The sequence below is a fragment of the Solimonas marina genome (genome assembly GCF_012241385.1).
In the GTDB taxonomy this organism is placed as follows: domain Bacteria; phylum Pseudomonadota; class Gammaproteobacteria; order Nevskiales; family Nevskiaceae; genus Solimonas; species Solimonas marina.
In genome coordinates this window covers 389,955-410,762 of record NZ_JAAVXB010000003.1, presented here as the reverse complement: position 1 = coordinate 410,762, position 20,808 = coordinate 389,955, and the positions used below count along the sequence as shown (strand labels likewise).

Annotated in this window: 14 protein-coding genes; 2 read left to right on the top strand and 12 right to left on the bottom strand. The window is 66.0% G+C overall.

Features of this window, described 5'->3' with window-relative positions:
• Positions 1-37 precede the first annotated feature (37 nt).
• The 8 genes from G7Y82_RS08085 to thiC form a co-directional block, all read right to left on the bottom strand.
• Positions 38-529 carry a hypothetical protein gene (locus G7Y82_RS08085; protein WP_168147508.1) on the bottom strand — a complete coding sequence of 164 codons (492 nt, stop codon included), beginning with the start codon at positions 527-529 and terminating at the stop codon, positions 38-40.
• Between the two features lie 163 nt (positions 530-692).
• Positions 693-1,493: a hypothetical protein gene (locus tag G7Y82_RS08080; RefSeq protein WP_168147507.1), complete on the bottom strand. Its 801-nt coding sequence runs from the start codon at positions 1,491-1,493 to the stop codon at positions 693-695.
• Between the two features lie 159 nt (positions 1,494-1,652).
• On the bottom strand, positions 1,653-2,813 hold the full coding sequence (locus tag G7Y82_RS08075) for a HupE/UreJ family protein (protein WP_168147506.1): 1,161 nt from the start codon (positions 2,811-2,813) through the stop codon (positions 1,653-1,655).
• A gap of 5 nt (positions 2,814-2,818) precedes the next feature.
• Positions 2,819-4,774, bottom strand: coding sequence for an adenine deaminase (locus tag G7Y82_RS08070; protein ID WP_240954139.1), 1,956 nt, complete (start codon positions 4,772-4,774; stop codon positions 2,819-2,821).
• A gap of 164 nt (positions 4,775-4,938) precedes the next feature.
• Positions 4,939-6,666, bottom strand: a complete 1,728-nt coding sequence (gene ggt, locus G7Y82_RS08065) for a gamma-glutamyltransferase (RefSeq protein ID WP_206370458.1) — start codon at positions 6,664-6,666, stop codon at positions 4,939-4,941.
• A 160-nt stretch (positions 6,667-6,826) separates the two neighbouring features.
• Positions 6,827-7,666: a polysaccharide lyase family 7 protein gene (locus G7Y82_RS08060; protein ID WP_168147504.1), complete on the bottom strand. Its 840-nt coding sequence runs from the start codon at positions 7,664-7,666 to the stop codon at positions 6,827-6,829.
• Between the two features lie 303 nt (positions 7,667-7,969).
• Positions 7,970-9,226 carry a DUF2254 domain-containing protein gene (locus tag G7Y82_RS08055; RefSeq protein ID WP_168147503.1) on the bottom strand — a complete coding sequence of 419 codons (1,257 nt, stop codon included), beginning with the start codon at positions 9,224-9,226 and terminating at the stop codon, positions 7,970-7,972.
• Between the two features lie 32 nt (positions 9,227-9,258).
• Positions 9,259-11,148, bottom strand: a complete 1,890-nt coding sequence (thiC, locus tag G7Y82_RS08050) for a phosphomethylpyrimidine synthase ThiC (protein WP_168147502.1) — start codon at positions 11,146-11,148, stop codon at positions 9,259-9,261.
• 302 nt (positions 11,149-11,450) lie between these two features.
• Between thiC and G7Y82_RS08045 the strand changes: the two genes are divergently transcribed.
• Positions 11,451-12,038, top strand: coding sequence for a phosphatase PAP2 family protein (locus G7Y82_RS08045; RefSeq protein ID WP_206370456.1), 588 nt, complete (start codon positions 11,451-11,453; stop codon positions 12,036-12,038).
• Positions 12,039-12,049: 11 nt separating this feature from the next.
• Here the strand turns inward: G7Y82_RS08045 and G7Y82_RS08040 are convergent, their stop codons facing one another.
• The 4 genes from G7Y82_RS08040 to G7Y82_RS08025 all read right to left on the bottom strand — a co-directional run bounded on the left by G7Y82_RS08040 (position 12,050) and on the right by G7Y82_RS08025 (position 17,800).
• Positions 12,050-14,089 (bottom strand): EAL domain-containing protein, encoded by a 2,040-nt coding sequence (locus G7Y82_RS08040; protein ID WP_168147501.1) that lies wholly within the window; start codon positions 14,087-14,089, stop codon positions 12,050-12,052.
• A 103-nt stretch (positions 14,090-14,192) separates the two neighbouring features.
• A complete protein-coding gene (locus G7Y82_RS08035; RefSeq protein WP_168147500.1) occupies positions 14,193-14,726 on the bottom strand; it encodes an NUDIX hydrolase in 534 nt (177 codons plus the stop codon).
• A gap of 17 nt (positions 14,727-14,743) precedes the next feature.
• Positions 14,744-15,583: a 23S rRNA (adenine(2030)-N(6))-methyltransferase RlmJ gene (locus G7Y82_RS08030; protein ID WP_168147499.1), complete on the bottom strand. Its 840-nt coding sequence runs from the start codon at positions 15,581-15,583 to the stop codon at positions 14,744-14,746.
• A gap of 183 nt (positions 15,584-15,766) precedes the next feature.
• Positions 15,767-17,800 (bottom strand): hypothetical protein, encoded by a 2,034-nt coding sequence (locus G7Y82_RS08025; protein ID WP_168147498.1) that lies wholly within the window; start codon positions 17,798-17,800, stop codon positions 15,767-15,769.
• A gap of 199 nt (positions 17,801-17,999) precedes the next feature.
• On the opposite strand from G7Y82_RS08025, the gene G7Y82_RS08020 reads away from it, so the two are divergent.
• Positions 18,000-20,801, top strand: a complete 2,802-nt coding sequence (locus G7Y82_RS08020) for a tetratricopeptide repeat protein (protein WP_168147497.1) — start codon at positions 18,000-18,002, stop codon at positions 20,799-20,801.
• Positions 20,802-20,808 lie beyond the last annotated feature (7 nt).

Sequence of the window (20,808 nt, the reverse complement as noted above, 5' to 3'; positions counted from 1 at the left end):
GCTCGAGGCCGGCGACGGCGCCCCGGCGTCGCCGACCTCAGGGCTTGGAACGCGCGAAGCGCTCGATATACGACTTCGACGTGCCGTCCGCGGCGGCGCGCGCGACCACGCCGTGGCGCACCCACTCGTCGCGACTCGCAACGTAGCGCCAGAACTCGCCCACCACCAGCACGCCTTCGCGATACTTCTCGATCAGATACTCGTCGGGAGCCACCGCGCGCAGCGCCATGTGATCGAAATAGCCGCCATCGAACGCGCGCAGTTGTCCATCGGCCTTGCCGGACCACGTCGCCACATGCGGGTGCGTGCGATCGGTGCTGTTGACGCCACGGTACGAGACCGTGTCGCCGTCGACGGTGATCGTGATGTCGAGCTTGAACTGCTTCGGCAACTCACCGTTGCTCCAATAGGCGTGCACCTCGTGAAACGCGCCGCTGGACGCGGTCGGTGCAGCGAGGGCGGAAGCGGCGGCGAGCGAGGCGGCAAGCGAGGCGGCAAGCGCCAACGAGCGGGCGGCGAACGCGGACATGGACGGACTCCTGAGCAGGGGGCGTCCCGGCCGCCTGGGGCCGCAACCCGACACGATCGCGGCATCGGCCGACGATAGCCGAGCGCGAGTGGCGAGGCCCGTGAAATCATCGACAGCAAGCTGCCGGCACGCGCATCACGCGCGCCGCCGCCGCAGCGCCCGCTCAGGACTGCGCGTTGTACAGCCGCGTGACGTGGCCGTCGCTGTCGATCAGCAGCAGCACGATCGACGACCCGTATTCGGCTTGCTCATCCTCGGTCGCATCGATGGCGGCGATCTGCACGATGCTCGAGCCACCCGTGGTCGGCAGCGTCACGCCCTGCGCGCCGCTGTCGAAAATCGGCGCATAAAGAATCGTCGGACACTGTGATCCGCTGCTGCTGCATGCCGGATCGTACGGCGTGACCTGAATCTCGTAGGTCCCCGCCGCCAGCGCGCCGGCATCGTCTGCGCTGACCGAGCCGAAGTCTGCCGACAGGTCGGCAGCCGCGGTGCCGCTCGTGGCCGAGAACGAAAAGGTCATTCCTGACGGGAGCGTTCCGGTGCTTGCGGCCTCGGCGGCATTGACGGCCTGCATCGACAGCTGGCCGTCCGCCGGCGCGTCCAGCGACAGCTGGGCGCTGAGCGCGCCCTGCGTCCCATCGGCAATGCTGCCGTAGCCGAACAGTGTCGTCAGCTGCCCTTTGCTGACCGGAACCGCGGAGGCCGTGAACGCGGCGTCCGCATTCGCTTCGGGCGTCAGCGTGACGGCGTACGCCCCACTGCCGCGGGCCACCTCGATTTGATCACTGACACTGCCGAAGTCGACGGGCCCCAGCGGCGAAAGATCGGGCACTTGCGCGGTGAGCCCGCCCGAATCGGCGATGCCGTTGACCAGCCGGAACATGCCATTCGTATCGCCACTGCCATTGCAGGCCGACAGCGTAGCGGCGATGGCGCCTGCGATCAGTATTCGCGGCAACATCCCCCGCCGCTCGATTGAGCGCCCCGTAATGCCTCGAAACGTCGCCATTGCCATTCCCTGATCTGGTCATGCCGTCACTCGAGGCTAGCGGACAGCCGCCGGCAAGTAAATCGTCAGCAGCGCCCCCGTTTGTGACCGACTTCACACTGGGAGCCGCGATCAGAACGCGATCCGCTGCACCGTCCAGACCAGCGCGATCGCGGCGATGACCAGCGAGCCGGGCACGATCACGAGCTTGCGATACCAGATGCGCCGGCGGAACCAGCCGGTCAGCAGCAGCGCGATCGCGACGACCGTCAGCTGGCCGAGCTCGACGCCGACGTTGAAGCTGACCAGCGAACCGAGGAAGTTTTGCGGCGGCAGCCCCAGCTCGCGCAGTGCCGCAGCGAAGCCCAGGCCGTGCAACAGGCCGAACGCGAAGACCACGGCGGCGCGCCAGACATGGACGCGGGTGAAGACGATGTTCTCGATCGCGATCCAGGCGATCGACATCGCAATCGCTGGCTCGACGATGGAAGACGGCACGCGCACGGCGCCGAAGCTCGACAGGATCAATGTCACCGAATGCGCCAGCGTGAAGCTGGTCACGAACAACAGCAGCATGCGCAGATTGCGTGCGCCGAGGTACAGGCCGACGACGAACAGTACGTGATCGAGCCCCTGCGGCAGAATGTGCAGGAACCCGAAGCGCAGGTACTGCAACAGCGTCTTCAGGCCGGCGTGCGCATCGCCGGCGTCGTGCCGCTGCGCGCCGGGCGGCGGTGCCTGCAGCGGGAACTTCGGGCCGAGCTGACCGGCGACCAGCCAGCGCGTCATGTGCCGACCGTCGGCGAGCGTATGCAGGGTCAGCGAGATCGGCTCCTCGAACGCGAACGACGGATCGAAGCGGCCAATCACCTGTCCCGGTGCGCCCGCCGGCTGCTCCGGCAGGTGGCCGCTCAGCTTCACCTCGGTCATCGGCCAGTTCACGGGATTGAGGAACTCGGCCTCGCGGTTCTGCGGCATCGCCACCGCGACCGGTGCCAGCCGGATCGGCTGGCCATCGACACGCAAGTCGATCGCCGCCGCCAGATGCTCGATCATCGGCCGTAGCGTGCTGTCGTCGAGCGGCGCGGCGGCACGGCTGAGCCGGTAGTAAACGCGCGGCCCGCCGGTCTCTCGCGTCAGATCGAGTGAGACCGACACATCGACCGTGCCGTCGGCCGCGATGTCGGCCTGCACGCGCGTCATGTTCAGCAGATGCGCGGACGCCGGCCACGCCAGCGCACCAAGCCATGCACCGCACAGCCACGACACCCAAGCCGACGGCCGCCGCCGCATCGTCGCTACCAGACGACGGCGTGCGTCTGGCCGTTGGTGACGTTGACGAAGCCGATCGGATTGCCGTCGTACGGCGCGACGAGCTGCCATTTCCACGGCGACGCGGTCAGGAACGCGAAGCGCATGCGGTCCGGCAGGCCCGGCGCGCCGATCCAGTCCATCGCGTCGGCGGCGTTGTGCAAGGCCTCCATCTCGCCGGCGACTTCATCGACCGGCCGCTGCGTCATCAGTCCGCCGATGTCGAGCTTGACCGTCGCCACGACCTTGCCGCCGCTGACCAGCACCCAGCCGCCGTGCAGATCGGCGATGGTGTTGACCGCCAGCGCCATCGCCGCGTCGTCGTTGCCGATCACCCAGATGTTGTGCAGATCGTGCGACTGCGAGCTGGCCAGCGCCGAGCCCGGCGTCTTCGGTCCGGTGTTGCGCCAGAACATCTTGGCGATCGACGGTGTGCTGTCGCCGTGGCCGTGATAACGGTCGACGACGGCTACCTTGATGATGCCGCGTTGCGGATCGGCGACCACCGTGCCATCGGCCTGCACCGGCAAGGTGTCGGTGATGAAGTCGGGTGCAAACCAGAACGGCTCCATCAACGCGACCTTGACCTCCTGGCGGCCGGCCGGTGCGCGGATCGCGAAGTCGTCGGCGCGCAGCGCTCGGCCGATGTTGACGGTGTTGTGTGCCCAGGCCGGATAGTCGATCTTCGGAATCGGCAGCAGATAGTCCGTGCCTTTCGACGCCAGCTTGCCGTTGACGAAGACGCGGGTGATGGCGACGGTCTTCGGGTCAGACAGCAGCACGACGTCGGCGTAGCGCCCCGGCGAGATCGAACCGAGGATGCTTTCGAGATGGAAGTGCCGCGCCGTGTTGTAGCTGCCCATCTGATAGGCAATCTCCGGCGGCACGCCGGACTCGATCGCGGTGCGGATGTTGTAGTCCATCGAGCCGAGCTGCTGCGTCGCCAGCACGTCGCGATCGTCGGTCGTCACCGACACGTTCGACCAGTCCTGCAGGCCGTGCTGGATCAGCGCCGGGAACAGCGTCCGCATCAGATCGACACGCGCCTCGATGAAGACCCCGCGACGCAACTTGTCGAGTCCCTCCTGCGCAAGCCGCGCCTCATGGTCGGACGACAGGCCGGATGCGGCGAACGCATTGATCTCGTCGACCTTGACCAGGCCCGAGCCATGGCCCTCGACGACGGCGCGATGATCCATCGTCGCGTCGATCATCTCCCAGATGCGGCCGCGCCCGTCGCCCAGCTCGCTCGGCGGCGCACTGACCGCCGGCCAGTCCATCACCTCGCCGAGCGAAATCACCCGCGACGGATCGTGCTCGATGAAGTCGGCCATTTCGCGATAGCCGTAATAGCCGCCGCCGTGCTCGTAGATCGTCGGCGGCGTCGCCGAGCCGATCGACGGAAAAATCTTCAACGGACTGCCGGCCTTCTCGGCACGCAACCAGAAGTCGACGTCGTGCGTGCCGACCACGTTGGAAATCTCGTGCGAGTCCTCGATGGTCCAGGTGTTGCCGCGCGGAATCACCAGCGCCGCCTCGTACTCGGGCGTCAGGTAGGTGCTTTCGATGTGTTTGTGCGACTCGCCGAAGCCCGGCACCGCGTATTCGCCTGACGCGTCGATGATCTCGCTCGCCTGGCCCGGCCAGGTACCGGCATCGCCGACCAAGGCGATGCGTTCGCCGGCAATCACGATGTCCTGGTTCGGCAGCCATTCGCGCGTCACGACATCGAGCACCGTCGCGCCGCGAATGATGCGATCCGCCGGTTCGCGCGCCAGTGCCACTTGCACCAGATGCTGGCGCAGCTTGACCTCGTCGCCAAAAGGGTGCGCTACGGGCGTCGTGTCGACCGCCGGCGATTTACCGTGACAGCCAGCCAATGCCAACAGCATCATCACGGCCGCTGCGACCGCGCCACGCTTCATCCCCAACGCTTGCTTCATGCCGACGTCCCCACGCTTGGCTGGCGCCGGGCCCCACCCGGCGTGCCGCGGAACGCCGCAAATTGCATACCATCAGCAATGAAATTGTGGACAGCATTCGCCGTGTGCCGTGTCCAATGAAAAAAGCCGCGGCAGACGCCACGGCTTTTTTCGCATCTCGCGGCTCAGTAACCGGCCGCGAGGCCCGACGGACGCCTGCGGTCGTTGGCGCCTTCCAGCATGCCGGTCTGCGGATTGATCAGGATCGCCTCGTCGGCGCCCCAGGAGCTGCGTTCATGGAAGTGATGGCCCATATCCTCGAGCTGCGCCTTGACCGCCGGCGTCAACAGCCCCGGCTCGGTCATGATCACGTCCGGCAGCCACTGCATGTGCATGCGCGGCGCATTGACCGACTGCTGCATGTTCATGCCGAACGCCGCCACGTTGAGAAAGCTCTGCAGCACGGTGGTGATGATGGTCGACCCGCCCGGGCTACCCGTCACCATCCACAGCTTGCCGTCGCGCATCACCAGCGTCGGCGACATCGAGCTCAGCGGCCGCTTGCCCGGTTCGATCTGATTGGCCTTGCCCTGCACCAGACCGAACGAGTTCGGCACGCCCGGCTTGGACGTGAAATCGTCCATCTCGTTGTTGAGGAAAAAGCCGGTGTCGCCGGCGATCTGGCCGATGCCGAACAGATAGTTGATCGTGAACGTGACGCTGACCGCGTTGCCTTTGGCGTCGACGATCGAGAAGTGCGTCGTATGCTGACCTTCGTCGGTTGCCAGATTACCCTTGATCTCGCTCGACGGCGTCGCCTTGTCGTCCTCGATCGTGCTGCGCAGCGCCTCGGCGTGATCGGCCGACAGCAGGGTCGCAATCGGATTCTTCACGAACGCCGGATCGCCGAGATAGGTATTGCGATCGGCAAACGCGCGACGCTCGGCTTCGGCGATCGTATGCACGCTCTGCACTGATCCGTAGCCCCACTTTTCGAGCGGATACGGATCGAGAATCTGCAAGGTTTCGCAAACCGTCACGCCACCGGAGCTCGGCGGCGGCGTCGAGACGATGGTGTAGTCGCGGTATTTGCAGCTGACCGGCTCGTCCCACTGCACGCTGTAATCGGCGAAATCCTGCATCGACAGCAGGCCGCCGTGCTCGATACTCGCCATCACCAGCTGGTGCGCGATCGGTCCGCGATAGAACGCTTTCGGGCCATCCTTCTCGATCAGGCTCAGCGTCTTCGCCAGCTGTGGCTGCTTTAGCGTATCGCCGACCTGATAGGGCTTGCCGTTGTTGAGAAAGATCTTGGCAACGTTCGGATGCTTGGCGAAATCGTCTGAACGCGTGTGCAGGATATTGATGTCGCCCTGCTGCAGCTCGTAGCCCTTGCGCGCCAGATCGATCGCCGGCTGCATCAACTGCTTGCGGCTCATCGTGCCGTATTTCACGCGGGCCGCTTCCAGCCCCATCACCGTGCCCGGAATGCCGACCGCCTGGTAGGTCTGCGTGCTACGCGGCTTGATGACCGTGCCGTTGTCGTCCTGGAACATCGTCGGCGACGCCTTGCCCGGCGCCTTTTCACGAAAGTCCAGGAACAGATTCTTGCCGTCGGCGAGGTGCACCATCATGAAACCGCCGCCGCCGATGTTGCCGCAGCACGGGTGCACGACGGCCAGCGCGTAGCCGACCGCGACCGCCGCATCGATCGCATTGCCGCCGTCCTTGAGAATCTGCACGCCCACTTCGCTGGCCAGATGCTGGGCACTGACCACCATCGCGTGTTTAGCGAGCACCGGCTCGGCCTTGGCCAGCGCGGCACGAGTGGTCGGCGGCGCCGTAGAGTCCAGCGCGCGCGACGAAACACCGGCCTGCGCGAATGCAGCGCTGCTGGCGCCGAGCAAAGCCATGACAGCGAGCGCCAGCGGGGCGCGGCGAAGTGAAATTTTGTTCATGAACGGAGACGTCGACGGCGGGGGAACGGAATAGCGGACCATACCATCGCAACGTCCGGCGGCGGAATTCCGGAAAGCCCTGCACTCCGGCGCACGGCATCGCCGTCGCCCCTGCTCAGTGCGTGTGTTCCAGCAGGAAGAAGGTCGCCTGCACGTAATCGCTGCTGTCGCCGGTATTGTTCTGGTTGTAGACACCGGCCTTGAAATACAGATTCTGGCCAAGGTAGCCGTCTTCGATCTTGGTCACGTAGACGTAGCGGCGGTTCTCGCTGCGATAGACCGCCAGTGTCAGCTTGGTGCCGACCAGTTTGATCTGATAAGTGAAATCCTCCCCGAGCGCGATACCCGCGTCGTCGGCATTGCTGACGATGTCCGGCGTCCAGATTTCGTCACCGGACACGGTTTCCAGCGCCGCGTAGATGCGGCCGGTTTTGTCGCCCGGCTGCTTGCTGTAATAGAGCCGCACCGGCTCGGTCGACGGTCCGTGAATCTGCCCGATGATCACGCGCCCGAGCTTCTTGCTGCTGCCGGTCGTCGAGACATGATCGATGCGCAGCTTGGCATGCAGCCAGCCGCCCTGCTCGGCCGTCCAGTTGTTCGACGCCGCCTTCGCCGAGCGGGTATCGGGATCGAGCATCTCGCGCAACTCGGTGCGCGAGTAATGCGTATTCAAGGTGGTGCCGGCCAGATTGGGGCAACGCATCACCATGCCACCCGTGCGCGCGTCGGTGTAGAACACGTCGGCGTACTGATAGCCGCTGTTGAGATCGACCGGCGCCACGTCATCGCCCGACGGCAAGGTCAGTTTCCAATGCGTCAGATCGAAGTTCTGCGACGGCGCCAGCGACGCATCAAGCGACGCATACGCTGCCTGAGCCGACAACGGAAACAACGGGCAGAGCAAAAGGGCGGCAGCCAGCAGACCGCGCGCAGACGTGAGCAAGCGATACGACATCGAAATGAACCTCGGCACCAGCGTCGACGACTCGCCGACGGCGCCGGGCGACGAATGACACGCCAACGGTTGGAGCCCGAAATGAAGCGACGGCGCCCTGACGGCACCCGCCTAGCGATTGCAGTCCGCATCGGCCGGGTGTGTGCGACACCGTAAACGTCGTCGGCACGCTGTAGCGCTCGATGCCGACGAACGCCGGCGCGCGCATCACCAACGGCCAATGATCCGACTTGATCGCGAACGCGAGGCGATCAGGCCATCGCGCATTCGGGCAAGCTGCATGACCCGCGACAAGGGCTGCGCCTACACGCCACCCGCCCGGCGATACGCATCACGCAACACCTCCCGGTCGCGCTCGAACGACAGCGCCGCTTCACCGCGCACGAGCGCCTCATGTGCGTGGCGACGTGCTGCGGTCGTGATCTCGTCGTCACCACTGGCGTCACGCAGCGATGCCAGTGTGCGCTGCAGGATCAGTCCGACCTCGACCATGCCCGCACCGTCGCGCGCAATCGGCCGGAACACATCATCGAACAGGGCCTCCAGATCGACGCCTTCGATGAATACGCGCGTGAAGCTTGGCTCGGCGACGGCACGGCTTACGCGGGTTTCGGCGTAGGCGTGCAATAGCCGCGCAACCGTGCCGACCACGTCGATCGCCGTCCCCGGATCGTTGACCGCCGGCGACAGCGCACGCGACGCGATTTCCGCCAGCACCACCAGCCCGAAGCGCGGGTCCTGCTCGAAGGTACGGCTGCCAGCGATCGTGAAAGCGCCGAGGATCGTGTCTCGCGCCTCGTCGTTACAGGCACCTTCGACGCGAACCAAGGCGTTGGCGGGATCGACGAAGCTGCCCGGCGTGCAGTGCACATGAATCTGCAACTCCGCACGTTCGGCGAGCGCCTGCAAGCGGCCGACATCGATGTGCCGGATATAGCCGACGCGTGGCGCGCGAATGTCGGCAGCGCCATCCGCGACCGCTCGTGCCGGCATCGCGCCCAGCCGGGGCAAGCGGGCGCGTTCGAGCAATGCCTTTTCGGTCGCTTGCTCGACACGGTCGATGGTTTCGGCGACGCGACCGAAGCGCGCAAGCTGATCGATCCAGTTCATCAGCGTGACGACCACCAGGCCGATCATCACGACCGTCACGCCGAACATCAGCACACGCCCGGATGCACCGTAGATGTCCGTGCCGAGCGCGATGAGCCCGACAATGCTGAACACGAACGCACCGATAAAGGTCGACAAGGCCTGCTGTGCGCTCTTGTCCTCGATCAGCAGGATCGAGGCGCGCGGCGTCGCACTGCTCGACGCCGCCGAGAATGCGCTGACCATCGTCGACAGCGAGAACGTGGCGACCGCCAGCATGCTCGACGCCATGATCGTCAGCAGATCCTTGACCGCACCGGACCCCAGCCATTTCGCGTTGTCGAAATGCAGATAAGGTCCGAACAGCGCCGCCACCAGTGCAGTGACGACGCCGACGATTCCGTACAGCGCCACGCGCACCCAAAGCTGCCGGTTGAAGCGCGACAGCAGGAACTGGAATTTCGAGGTCATGCGGTTGTTTAGCGCGCTCCAGGAATGCGGGCTTACAGCTTGCGATAAACCTCCGCACCGCTCTGTTTGAATTCGGCCGATTTCTCGGCCATGCCCTGTTCAAACGCGGCCTGCTCGTCGGCGCCGACCTTGGCGGCGTATTCACGCACGTCCTGGGTGATCTTCATCGAGCAGAAGTGCGGGCCGCACATCGAGCAGAAGTGCGCGAGCTTCGCGCCTTCCTGCGGCAGCGTTTCGTCGTGGAATTCACGCGCCTTTTCCGGATCGAGGCCGAGGTTGAACTGGTCCTCCCAGCGAAATTCGAAACGCGCCTTGGACAGTGCGTTGTCGCGCACCTGCGCGCCGGGGAAGCCCTTGGCCAGATCGGCGGCATGCGCGGCGATCTTGTAGGTGATGATGCCTTCGCGCACATCGTCCTTGTCCGGCAGGCCGAGATGCTCTTTCGGCGTCACGTAGCAGAGCATCGCGCAGCCGTACCAGCCGATGTTGGCGGCACCGATGCCGGACGTGATGTGGTCGTAACCCGGCGCGATGTCAGTGGTCAGGGGGCCCAGCGTGTAGAACGGCGCCTCGAAACAGTGCTGCAGCTGCTCGTCCATGTTCTCCTTGATCATCTGCATCGGCACGTGGCCGGGGCCTTCGATCATGGTCTGTACATCGTGTTCCCAGGCAATCTTGGTCAGCTCGCCCAGCGTGTGCAACTCGCCGAACTGCGCCTCGTCGTTGGCGTCGGCGATCGAACCGGGGCGCAGGCCGTCGCCGAGCGAGAACGACACGTCATAGGCCTTCATGATGTCGCAGATCTCGGCGAAATGCGTGTAGAGGAAGTTCTCCTGGTGATGCGCCAGGCACCACTTGGCCATGATCGAACCGCCGCGGCTGACGATGCCGGTGACACGGTTGGCCGTCCACGGGATGTAGCGCAGCAGCACGCCGGCGTGGATCGTGAAGTAGTCGACGCCCTGCTCGGCCTGCTCGATCAGCGTGTCGCGGAACAGCTCCCAGGTCAGTTCCTCGGCCTTGCCGTTGACCTTTTCCAGCGCCTGGTAGATCGGCACGGTGCCGATCGGCACGGGCGAGTTGCGCAGGATCCACTCGCGCGTTTCGTGAATGTTCTTGCCGGTCGACAAGTCCATCACCGTGTCGCCGCCCCAGCGCGTCGACCACACCATCTTTTCGACTTCCTCGGCGATCGACGACGACACCGCGCTGTTGCCGATGTTGGCGTTGATCTTCACGCGGAAGTTACGGCCGATGATCATCGGCTCGAGTTCCGGGTGGTTGATATTGGCGGGAATGATCGCGCGGCCGCGCGCCACTTCGCTGCGCACGAATTCCGGCGTGATTTCCTTCTGCAGGAACGCACCGAAGCTGTTGCCGGCATGCTGGCGGCGCAGATAGCCGGCCTTCTCGTAGCTGTCGCGCAGCTCGGCGAGACGGGCGTTCTCGCGAATCGCGATGAACTCCATTTCCGGCGTGATGATGCCTTGCCGCGCGTAGTGCATCTGGCTGACGTTGGCGCCGGCCTTGGCCTTGCGCGGCGCGCGAATGTGCTCGAAGCGCAGCTCGGCGGTCTTGTCGTCGGCGGCGCGGATGCGGCCGTAGATCGAGCTCGGCCCGCGCAGCTGCTCGGTGTCGCCACGCGCGTCGATCCAGGCGTCACGCAGCGGCGCCAGGCCGGCGCGCAGATCGATCTTCACGTCCGGGTCCGAGTACGGCCCCGAGGTGTCATAGACGGTGACCGGCGGATTCGGCTCGATGCCGTCTGCGGTCCGCGTCGCGTTCAGCGAGATCTCGCGCATCGGCACGCGCATGCCGGCGGGACCGGGCACGTAGATCTTGCGGCTCTGCGGAAACGGTTGGCGGACTTCCGCCGACAGCTCGTCGGCCTTGCGGAAGATGTCCTGTACGACTGCGCTCATCGTCATCACCTGCGTGGCGGCGAAGCGAACGCGAACGGAAGCCGATCAACGGCGCCCGCGAGCCTTCCCTTCGCCGGTATGAATGGGGGACCGGCCAGGTTCCAAGGGTCTTATCTCAGCCGTCACGATCCGCGACGGCACCCCCGGCTGCAGCGACTAGCTTAGCGCGACCGCTGGTCGCCGGAAACCGCGCCGCCCGGCCCGGGGCCGCCGCCCTCGACATTCCGTTGACGGTCACTGCACGCGCCATTGACGCATCCGTCGACACAGTCACGCCCATTGAGCGAAAGGGGCGGGACAACATGCGGTCGATTTACCTGGGCACGGCACTGGCAATGGCCGTGGCGGCGTGCGGCATCGGGACGGCGAATGCCGAAAGCATCGGCAAGGAATGGCAGGACGACCCGGATCTGGCGGCGGGCGATACCTTCCAGGTCCTCAACCCCCTGATCGCCGTCGGCGTCACGCTTTACAAGGGCGATTATCAGGGGACCAAGCAGTACGCCTACAACTTCGCCGCGGTGTTCGCCGCCACCGAGGCGCTGAAATACAGCGTCGATCACACCCGCTGGGGCACCCGCCCCAACGGCGGCAATGAGTCCTTCCCGTCCGGCCACACCTCGGCAGCGTGCTCGGCGGCGGCATTCCTGAGTGACCGCTACGGCTGGCAGTACGGCGCACCGCTATACGCGACGGCGCTGTTCACCGCCTATTCCCGTGTCGACGAGCACTACCACCACTGGCGCGACGTCATCGCCGGCTGCGCGCTGTCCTGGGGTGTCTCCAAGCTGATCACGACCCCCTATGTCGATGCGTCACGGGTCAGCGTCGCACCGATGATGGAGCCGCATGCGGTCGGCGTGCAGCTGAGCTTCGCGTTCGCGCCCTGAGACGGCCAGCGTCAGCCGATGTCGTCCGTCATGCCTTCGCCGCAGCGGCCGGCATCGCGTACGGACAACCAGTCGAGGATCGCCTCGCCTGGGAGTGCTGGCGCCACCATATCGCCCTGCACGCCCTCGCAGCCGAGTTCGCGCAAGGCCTCGAGCGTCCGTTGATCGGATACGCCGTCGGCCAGCACCCGGTAGCCCGAGTCGTGCGCATACGACACCACGGCGCGAGGCAAGCGCTGCATCAGGGGGTCTTTCGCGGCGATCGAATGTACGAACATCGCGCCCACCTTGACCGTGGCGGCCGGAATGCGCGGCAGCAGCGCGAACAGATGCGCGGCGGTGCCGAAGTTGTCGACGACGATGGCGCACCCGGCACGGCGCAGCGCACGCAACTGCGGCTCGATGCCGTCGGGATCGGAACTGAACGTCAGCTCGGACAGTTCGAATTCAAAGTGACGCGGCTCCGCGCCACGCAGCGCGAACATCGTCAGCAGGCGATCGGCAAGCATGCCATCGCGAAAATCGGCGGATGACAGGTTGATGGCGACGCGAAGCTGCAGGCCGCACTCGCGCCAGATCGCCAGTTGCCGCACCGCCTCGCTGACCGTCCAGGTGGTCAGCTGGGCCCGGACACGTACGCGGTCGGCAGCCTGCAGCAACTCGTCCTCGTCGATGCGCCCCAGCCGCGGATGTCGCCAGACGACCCGCGCTTCGACGGCATCGCAGACCTCGCGCTGCAAATCGAGCCGGGGACGAAACTCGAGCGAAAATTGCTCCTCATGCGCCGCCAAAGCCGAGCGCAATGAGCGTCGCAGCTCGAACGGTCGTTGGCGCGTCGCCTCATGGGCGGCGTCGAAGCGCGCCCAGGGCCGGTGCCGTTCCATCGCATCCTGTGCCGCCGCCAAGGCCTCGCGCACGGCGAGACTGCCGGCATCGGGGCCAGACCGCAGGCGCGCGATACCGAAATGTGGCGACATGCGGATCGACCCTTGCGTGAACATCAGCGGCTCGCACAGTCCTTGCTCGAGTTCGGTCAACCAGAACTGCATATCCGGCTCCGGAACCGCGCTGCGCACCAGCACCAGCCGCGTCAGGCCAACCCGGTAGACACGCAGCCCAGGCGCCAGCGCCGCGACCCGGCCGGCAAAGATCAGGACATTGCGGTCGATTTCCTCGGCACCCTGAGCGCGCAACAGCATCGGCAGCCCCGACGGCTCCAGCGGCTCAATCAGTACCACGGACGTGTCGAGCATCGGCTTCGCATCCGCCAGCTTTTGCAGGTCATCGTGGAGCTGGTAGACATTCGGCAAGCCGGTCCCGACGTCGGTGAACGCCATGCGACGGCGACACTCGATCTGTTCGACGACCAGTTCCGCCAAACCCTCGAGGCGGATGACATCCTCGGCCGTGAATTGGCGCGGCGTATGGTCGGCGATGCACAGCGAGCCAATCTTGTAACCATGGTCGGTGACCAGCGGCGCGCCGGCGTAGAAGCGCAGTCCCTGCTCGGCCGTGACCAATTCATTGTCGGCAAAGCGCGGATCGCGACTGGCGTCCGGGACGACCAGGGTCTCAGCGTCGCCGGGTCCGATCACGTGGGCGCAGAACGCCACCGATCGCGGTGTTTCCTCGACGTCGAAGCCGACGCGAGACTTGAACCACTGGCGGTGTTCATCGATCAGGGAGATCGCCGCGATCGGCACCCCGAAGATCTTCGCGGCGAGCGCCGTCATCCGGTCGAAGGACTCTTCCGGCCCGGTATCGAGCAGGCCCAGCCGCCGCAATACGATCAAGCGCTCGCGCTCGTACGCCTCGTTCACGACCTCACGCTTGCTGTGCATCATCGACACCACTCCCTCAGCCCAACCGCAGAATTCCTTTTCGACGTGGCAGGCGCCTGGCCCCGCACCGGGGTGCGGCGATATCGCCCGCTCGTCAAAGACGAAGGCCAGCCGGCCCCTTCCCGGCCGACGGACATTCAATCCGGAGTTAACAACGCGGCGTTTCCGGAAACCGGCAACGGCGGACCAGCCGCCGCCAGCGGCCGCCAAACGGTCAGGACCACCCCCACAAAAAGACAGGAACGTGCAAAATCGAGACGGGAAACCCCCGATCCCGGCGCCGCATCAACAGCCCACGCAGCGCGGCGGAGCGTTACGCGCCATCACGATGGATGAAATACAGCGCCGCGTAGATGCGCGGCTCGATCAGCAGACCTTCGGTCGCCTTGCCGCGCAGCCAGCCGTCGATTTCGGCCAGCGGCACCCGATGCACGGTAATGTCCTCGCCGGCCACGCCGCCGCCAGCCCCGACCTGGGTCAGGCCACGAATGCGCACCAGATGCAGCATCTCGCTGGTCATACCGGCGGCCACCGGCCCGGACAGCAGCACCTGCGCCTGCGTGCCGCGATAGCCGGTTTCTTCTTCGAGCTCACGCATCGTCGAAGCCTCGACGCTTTCGTGTTCAAGGCCCACTTCATCGCCAATCATGCCGGCCGGCAGCTCGATGGTCCGCGCGTGCAGCGGCAGCCGATATTGTTCAACGAGCAGCAGCTCACCGGCATCGGTCAACGCGGCGATGAATCCGGCACCGCTGCTGTTGACGCGGCTGACGTATTCCCAGTGCCGATCACGCTGAAGCGCCAGGAATTTGCCTCGATAGAGGGTCTCGATCGTCGCGTCGTCCATGTCGTTTCTGCGTCCTCTCAGGGTTTGCCGGGGCGCCAGGGCTCGGCGCGTGCGGCGGCCGCAGGCCCCTGCGCGAGGCGCTGGGCCAGCCACGGCAGCGCGGCCTCGGCCTCGCCGACGAAGCTGTACGGCGGGTTGACGACGAGCAGCCCGCAGGCATGCATCTGCCCGGCGCTCGGCGCCCCGGTTTCCAGGGTGTAGTTGATCGCCTCGCGCGGGCAGTCGCGGCGCAGGCGGCGCAAGAAGCGCTCGGTATCGAAGCGCTTCTTGTACGGATACCAGATCGCGAACACGCCGTTGGCGAAACGCGTCAGCGCGCGTTCGAGAAACGCGGCCGCCGCATCGAACTCATCGGGGCGCTCGAACGGCGGGTCGACCAGGACCAGACCGCGCTTCTCGCGCGGTGGCAGCAGTGCCGTCGCCTCATAGCCATCGCGCTGGTGAATCGCCACATGCGGGTCGGCCGCCAGTTCGGCCTTCAGGGTCGCAGCGATCGCCGGCTCGCGCTCGCACAGCACGATGCGATCGCTGCCGCGTGCGTAATGGGTGGCAAACCGCGGAGAGCCCGGGTAGCGACGCAGCGCCGCATGGGCATTGAGCGTGCGCACGACTTCAAGGTAGGCGGCAACCGCCGGCGGCGCATCGTCGCGCGCGTACAGCCGCGCAATGCCGTCGTGGAACTCTGCCGTGCGGCTGGCGGCTTCGTCGGCAAGGTCGTAAGCCCCACCACCGGCATGCGTTTCGACATAGGCCCAGGGTGAGTCCTTGCGACTCAGCGCGCGCAGCAGCGCACACAGCAGCACGTGCTTGTGAACGTCCGCAAAGTTGCCGGCGTGAAAACGATGTTGGTAGTGCACGCGGCATTATCCCGTGCCGCACGCCGCGCTGCACAGGCCGTCGAACCGACGTGCCCATCACGGGCAAACAGCTCGCGCCCATAACGCGCCCATAAAAGGACGCGGTGCCGGGGAGCTCTCGGCACCGCGTCAATCCTGCGGGGGCAGCACCGGCCGCCCCCGCTTCCCCGACCGTGCAGGCGCTCAGCGCATGGTGGCGCCACGCGTCGCCTGGGACGGCATGCGCCGCGCCGACGCTGGCGGCGTCGCACGCGCTGCGCTCTGCGGCGCTACGTAGTCGTAGTAGCGCACCAGGGCCGTATACGGCGTCGACGACGTGACGGACGTGTTGCTGTCCATGCGCCGCACTTCGAGCACGTAATAGCGGTTGCCGTCATCGACCAGCGGATAGATGCGACGCTCGTCGTAGAGGAAGCAACCCGACGTCCCCGCGGCACAGTTGTCGTAGCTCTGCGTGTCGAGGTTGTAGGTGCGACGCACCGCGATGTTGTCGCTCTCCAGCGTCCAGCGGAACGCATAGGCAGGCACCGTCGCCGACGTGTCGTCGACATAGGTTCCGTTGTCGAGGTAGTAGTCGAGCGCTTGCGAGCCGGTGCCACCGGTGTCGAAGCGCAGACGGAAACCTTTCAGATCGAGATCCGGGTAGGCCTCGTCGCCGACGCCGAACTGATAGTAGGTGCCCGGAACCTCGCTCGGATCGTCGAGGGTCGTCTCGTAGGCCGGATCGACGTCGACCTGCGCACCGGCGTCGACATAGCGGGCATTGCCGGTGTCGATTTCGTAGAACAGATCGTCGGTGAAATCATCGACTTCGCGCAGCGAGCGATAGCGCGCCGTGACGCCGTTCGAGAACGTCACCTTGACCGCCCCGGCGCCGTCGATCGACCAAGTGAAGCTCTGACCGGTCAGTAGTGCTGCGCCAGTCCCGTCGGCATTGATTTGCGCAACGTCGGCATGCACGTCCTGCTGGGTCGCGTCATAGACGTAGAAGGTCTGCACGGTATCGGCGACGTCGGCGGTCGTCAGGGCCAGGAAGTCGTCGTCGTTGACGAGGGTCCGGGCGCTGGTGGCCGTCACCGACTGCGCTTGCTGATTGCTGCAGTCCGGATAGGTGACGGTCGACGTTTCGGTGGTTGCCAGGGTCCGGTCGCTGATCATCGACAGCTTCAGGCCGTTCGAAACATAGTGCCCCTCGGCTTGCTGCATCTGGCCGTCGCAGTTGATGAAGTCGTAGCTGATCGTCTCGACCGGCGCGGCGTAGGTCACGTCGATCTGCGAACCGCTGACCGTCCAGGTCGTCGCCGAATAGAACGAGCCGGTCGCCACCGACCCGGAATTGTCACTGGCGAACTGGTAGGACGTGACGCGATTGCTGTAGTTGAAGGTGAAACCCGCATCGGTCGACAGCAGCGCCGACGTCAGCGTCGACGGCACGCTGCCGGCCTCGACCGGCTTGTTCAGCGATGGATCGCTGGCGATCGCAGCCTGGGTCTGGTTGAACGTGTCGCTGTCCTGCGATTTGGCGTCGGTGACGAACTGCTCGGCGGCCGTCGTATCGTTGGCCAGCGCCAGCGTCGTCGTATAGCCGGACGGCAATGGATACGCGCTCGCATTGTCGACGGCCAGCTTGATCGCCGTCGCCAGATCCAGCACGTCCTGGCCGTTGATCTGCTTGGCCAGGGCGTCCTTCATCGCCGCGGAGGTAATCGCCTGGCCACCGTTGGCGCGGCGCAGCAAAGCCGCTTCGGCGGTCGAAACATTGGTGACCTGCGTCGCGAATTCCTCATCCGACGTCAGCGTCGCATCGCTGCCCGCCGCGGTCAGCAGATCGGCGAAGGTACCGGCCAGGCTTTCGAAGGCGACGAACTCCTGTCCGGTCGCACCGCTGGCATCGATCGTCACAAAGCCACCGGTCGCGCTTTCATCGATCTCGACGTCGATCGCATAGGCGCCGCTGGCATCGGCAGTGCCGGTAAACGTCTGATTGCCGACATGAATGGTGACGGAGGCGTTGGCGATCGGGGCGTCGGTCACCATGCCCTTGAACTTCAGCGCCACGGTCTGCGGCGGCGTGCCGCCGCCACCCCCATCGCCGCCACCGCCGCCACTGTCGCTACCGCCACCACCGCCGCCACAGGCTACGAGCTGCGTCGCCGCCAGCACCGCCGCCATCAAAGTCAGCCGCTGCGGCTGACGGAAGGAACCCTGATCCTTCATGACAAACCCCCTCACCATTGAGATAGAACGCCCCGGCCGGCCCATGCCGATCGGGGCTGTCGGCGACCTTATGGCGGCGCGGCGCGCGAGGTCCTTCGCAAGGCGTGATCGAGTTCTGACGAATTTCTGACGAACGGCGACGCAATCCGCACCCAATGTCCTTGTCGCGACGCATGGCATCGCGCAACATCGCGCGGTCGTGTCGAAAAAACGCCCACCCCAGCTCGCTGTCGACCCCAGCACCGCGCGCCGCACCACGCGTTGGAGCTTCGGGCGTTTTGTGCTCGACGAGGCCCGCCGCGAACTGCGTCATGACGAAAATCTGATCAAACTCGAGCCCAAACCACTCGATTTGCTGATCGTGCTGCTGCAGCGCGCCGGTGAGCTGGTGACGAAAAACGAGCTGATCGAAACGATCTGGGCCGGCCGCATCGTTACGGAAAACGTCATCGCCCGGTGCGTCACCAAGCTGCGTGAAGCGCTTGGCGAGGATGGCGCCGAGCGGATCGTCACCGTGCACGGCTACGGCTACCGTTTCGAAGGCCCGTGCCGGCATGACGAGGTGCAGGCGGCGGCGGTCGAGCCGACCGTGCTGCAAGCCGGAGACAGCCCGCCCGGACGGCCGAACTGGGAATTGATGACGCGCCTCGAGGAACGCGACGTCTGGCGCGCCCGGCACCGCAAGACCGGCCAGACCCGGGTCTTCAAGTTTGCGCACGACAGTAACGCCCTGGCTGCCCTGAAGCGCGAGATCACGATCTTCCGCATCCTCGGCGAACACGCCGATGCGTCCCTGCGAGTCGCCGAAATTCTCGACTGGAACCTCGAGGATCGCCCCTGGTTCCTTGAACTACGCGACGAACCCCTGGGCAGCCTGCAGCACTGGCCGGCGGCACAAACCGGCAGCCAGGCGCTGGACGCCGCGCAGCGCATCGAGCTGGCGGCGCGCATCGCCGAGGCGGTTGCCGCGGCGCACCTGCTCGGCATCCTGCACAAGGACCTGAAACCGTCGAATGTGTTGCTGCGCGACAACGGTACGCCGCTGCCCGACGTCGTGCTCTGCGACTTCGGCAACGGCGGCGTCGACGGCGAACTGCTCGAGCGCCTCAAGCTCACACAAATCGGCTTCTCGCAGATCGAAATCGGTGGCGGTGACACCGGCACCGCGCTTTACATCGCCCCCGAGCTGCTCGGCGGCGCACCGCCGACCCTACGCTCCGACATCTACGCACTGGGCGTCATGACGTATCAGCTGGTGATCGGCGATCTGCGCCGGCCGCTGGCGCCCGGCTGGGAACGCGACATCGACGATCCGCTGCTGCGCGAGGACATCGCCCTGGCCGCCGACGTCCACCCCGAACACCGCCTCGGTGACGCGATCGGGCTTGCCGACCGCCTGCGCCGGCTGCCGGCACGGCGCGCCGAACGCGAGCAGCAGCGACGCGAACAGGCTGAACAGGCCGCCGCGTTGCGCGCCGGGCAAGCCGCGCGCGCCGCGGTCGAGCGGCTGCGCGTCCGACGCCGCTGGCAGTTGGCGGTGGTCGCGTCGTTGTGTGCCGGCTTGGCGCTCAGCACCGGCCTGTTTGTTCGCGCCCGTGCGCTCGAACATCGTGCAACGACCGAAGCTGCCGCGCTGCGTGCAGTCAACCTGTTCGTCAATGACGACCTGCTCGGCGCGGCCGATCCTTACGTCCCTGGCGGCGGCGCCCGCGTCACCGTCGCGTCGGTGCTCGACACCGCCGCCGAAAGTCTCAACGAACGCTTCGCCGAACAACCCGAGGTGCGCACGCAGTTGGCACTGACCCTGTCGCGTGCCTATGCGCAGCTCGGACTCGAGGATCAGGCGCGTGACGTGCTGCGCAGTACCATCGTCGCCGTGCAGTCGACGGCGCATCCGGAGGCCACCGCCAGCGGACGCGCGCTGATGAGTCGGCTGGCGGCGCTGGAGCTGCGCCTGGCCGAGCCGCGCGCCGCGCACGAGCTGTACGCGCGCCTTGATCGCTGGACCCGCGACGCCCTGCCGGCCGATGATCCGGAGCGCCTGCAATTGCGCCGCGCGCTGGCCTGGGAGCTGTTCGAAGACGGCTACTTCGGCGATGCGCGTCAGGCCTTCCACACCCTGCGCGACGATGTCGCGCGGCTGCGTGCGGACGATGCCGCGCTACGCCTCGAGATCGACGCCAATCTCGTCGAGGTCGACTCGGAAACGCACGACTGGAAGGAAGCCGAATCGCTGGTCGACAGCGTGCTCGAGCGCACCCGCCAGCGCTATGGCGAGAACAGCGTCAACGCACTGTGGCCGACGCTGAGCAAGGTCTACATGTTGCGCATGCAGGAGCGCTTCGACGCGGCCGAGTCGCTGGCCCAGCAGACGCTGCAGACCGCGCGCGACAAGCTCGGCGAAAATCATCCATTGACGATCTCCTGCTACAACCATCTGGGCAGCATTCGTCTGAAGCAGCACCGCGACACCGAGGCCCGCCGGTATTTCGATCACGCGCTGGCGCAATACCGCTCGATCTTCGGCGAGGAAAACTACCGGACGCGCCGGATGCTGACGCGCATCGCCGAACTCGACATCGAGGAAGGCCACGCCGCCCGGGCGCGACACATGCTCGAAGGCGCACTCGAACGCTCGACTTCGGCGCTGGGCGAAGATCACCCGCATTCGCTGGACATCGCCCGCCTGCTCGCCGAGGCCGAAGCTGCCGATGGCGCCACGCAAGCGGCCGAGACGCGCTTTCGCCGCGTGCTGGAACTCGCCCCGCAGCGGATGCCGGCCAACAACAACCGGACGGCGTGGACTTATTTCGGGCTCGGCCGACTGCTGGCACGCGAGCAACGCAGCGTCGAAGCCACGAACTATCTGCAGCAGGCCGAAGACCTGTTCCGCGAAAACTTCGGCAGCGGCTACAGCATGACGCGCGCCAGCGCCGAGCTGATTGCGGCGCTGCCCAGCGCCGACGGCACGACACCGGTGGCCACCACCGCACCGCTCTGAGGCTGAC

Bases quoted from the DNA above. Each gene is read 5' to 3' on its own strand.
- G7Y82_RS08085 (WP_168147508.1), bottom strand. From the start codon at position 529: ATGTCCGCGTTCGCCGCCCGCTCGTTGGCGCTTGCCGCCTCGCTTGCC.
- G7Y82_RS08080 (WP_168147507.1), bottom strand. From the start codon at position 1,493: ATGTTGCCGCGAATACTGATCGCAGGCGCCATCGCCGCTACGCTGTCG.
- G7Y82_RS08075 (WP_168147506.1), bottom strand. From the start codon at position 2,813: ATGCGGCGGCGGCCGTCGGCTTGGGTGTCGTGGCTGTGCGGTGCATGG.
- G7Y82_RS08070 (WP_240954139.1), bottom strand. From the start codon at position 4,774: ATGAAGCAAGCGTTGGGGATGAAGCGTGGCGCGGTCGCAGCGGCCGTG.
- ggt (WP_206370458.1), bottom strand. From the start codon at position 6,666: ATGGCTTTGCTCGGCGCCAGCAGCGCTGCATTCGCGCAGGCCGGTGTT.
- G7Y82_RS08060 (WP_168147504.1), bottom strand. From the start codon at position 7,666: ATGTCGTATCGCTTGCTCACGTCTGCGCGCGGTCTGCTGGCTGCCGCC.
- G7Y82_RS08055 (WP_168147503.1), bottom strand. From the start codon at position 9,226: ATGACCTCGAAATTCCAGTTCCTGCTGTCGCGCTTCAACCGGCAGCTT.
- thiC (WP_168147502.1), bottom strand. From the start codon at position 11,148: ATGAGCGCAGTCGTACAGGACATCTTCCGCAAGGCCGACGAGCTGTCG.
- G7Y82_RS08045 (WP_206370456.1), top strand. From the start codon at position 11,451: ATGCGGTCGATTTACCTGGGCACGGCACTGGCAATGGCCGTGGCGGCG.
- G7Y82_RS08035 (WP_168147500.1), bottom strand. From the start codon at position 14,726: ATGGACGACGCGACGATCGAGACCCTCTATCGAGGCAAATTCCTGGCG.
- G7Y82_RS08025 (WP_168147498.1), bottom strand. From the start codon at position 17,800: ATGAAGGATCAGGGTTCCTTCCGTCAGCCGCAGCGGCTGACTTTGATG.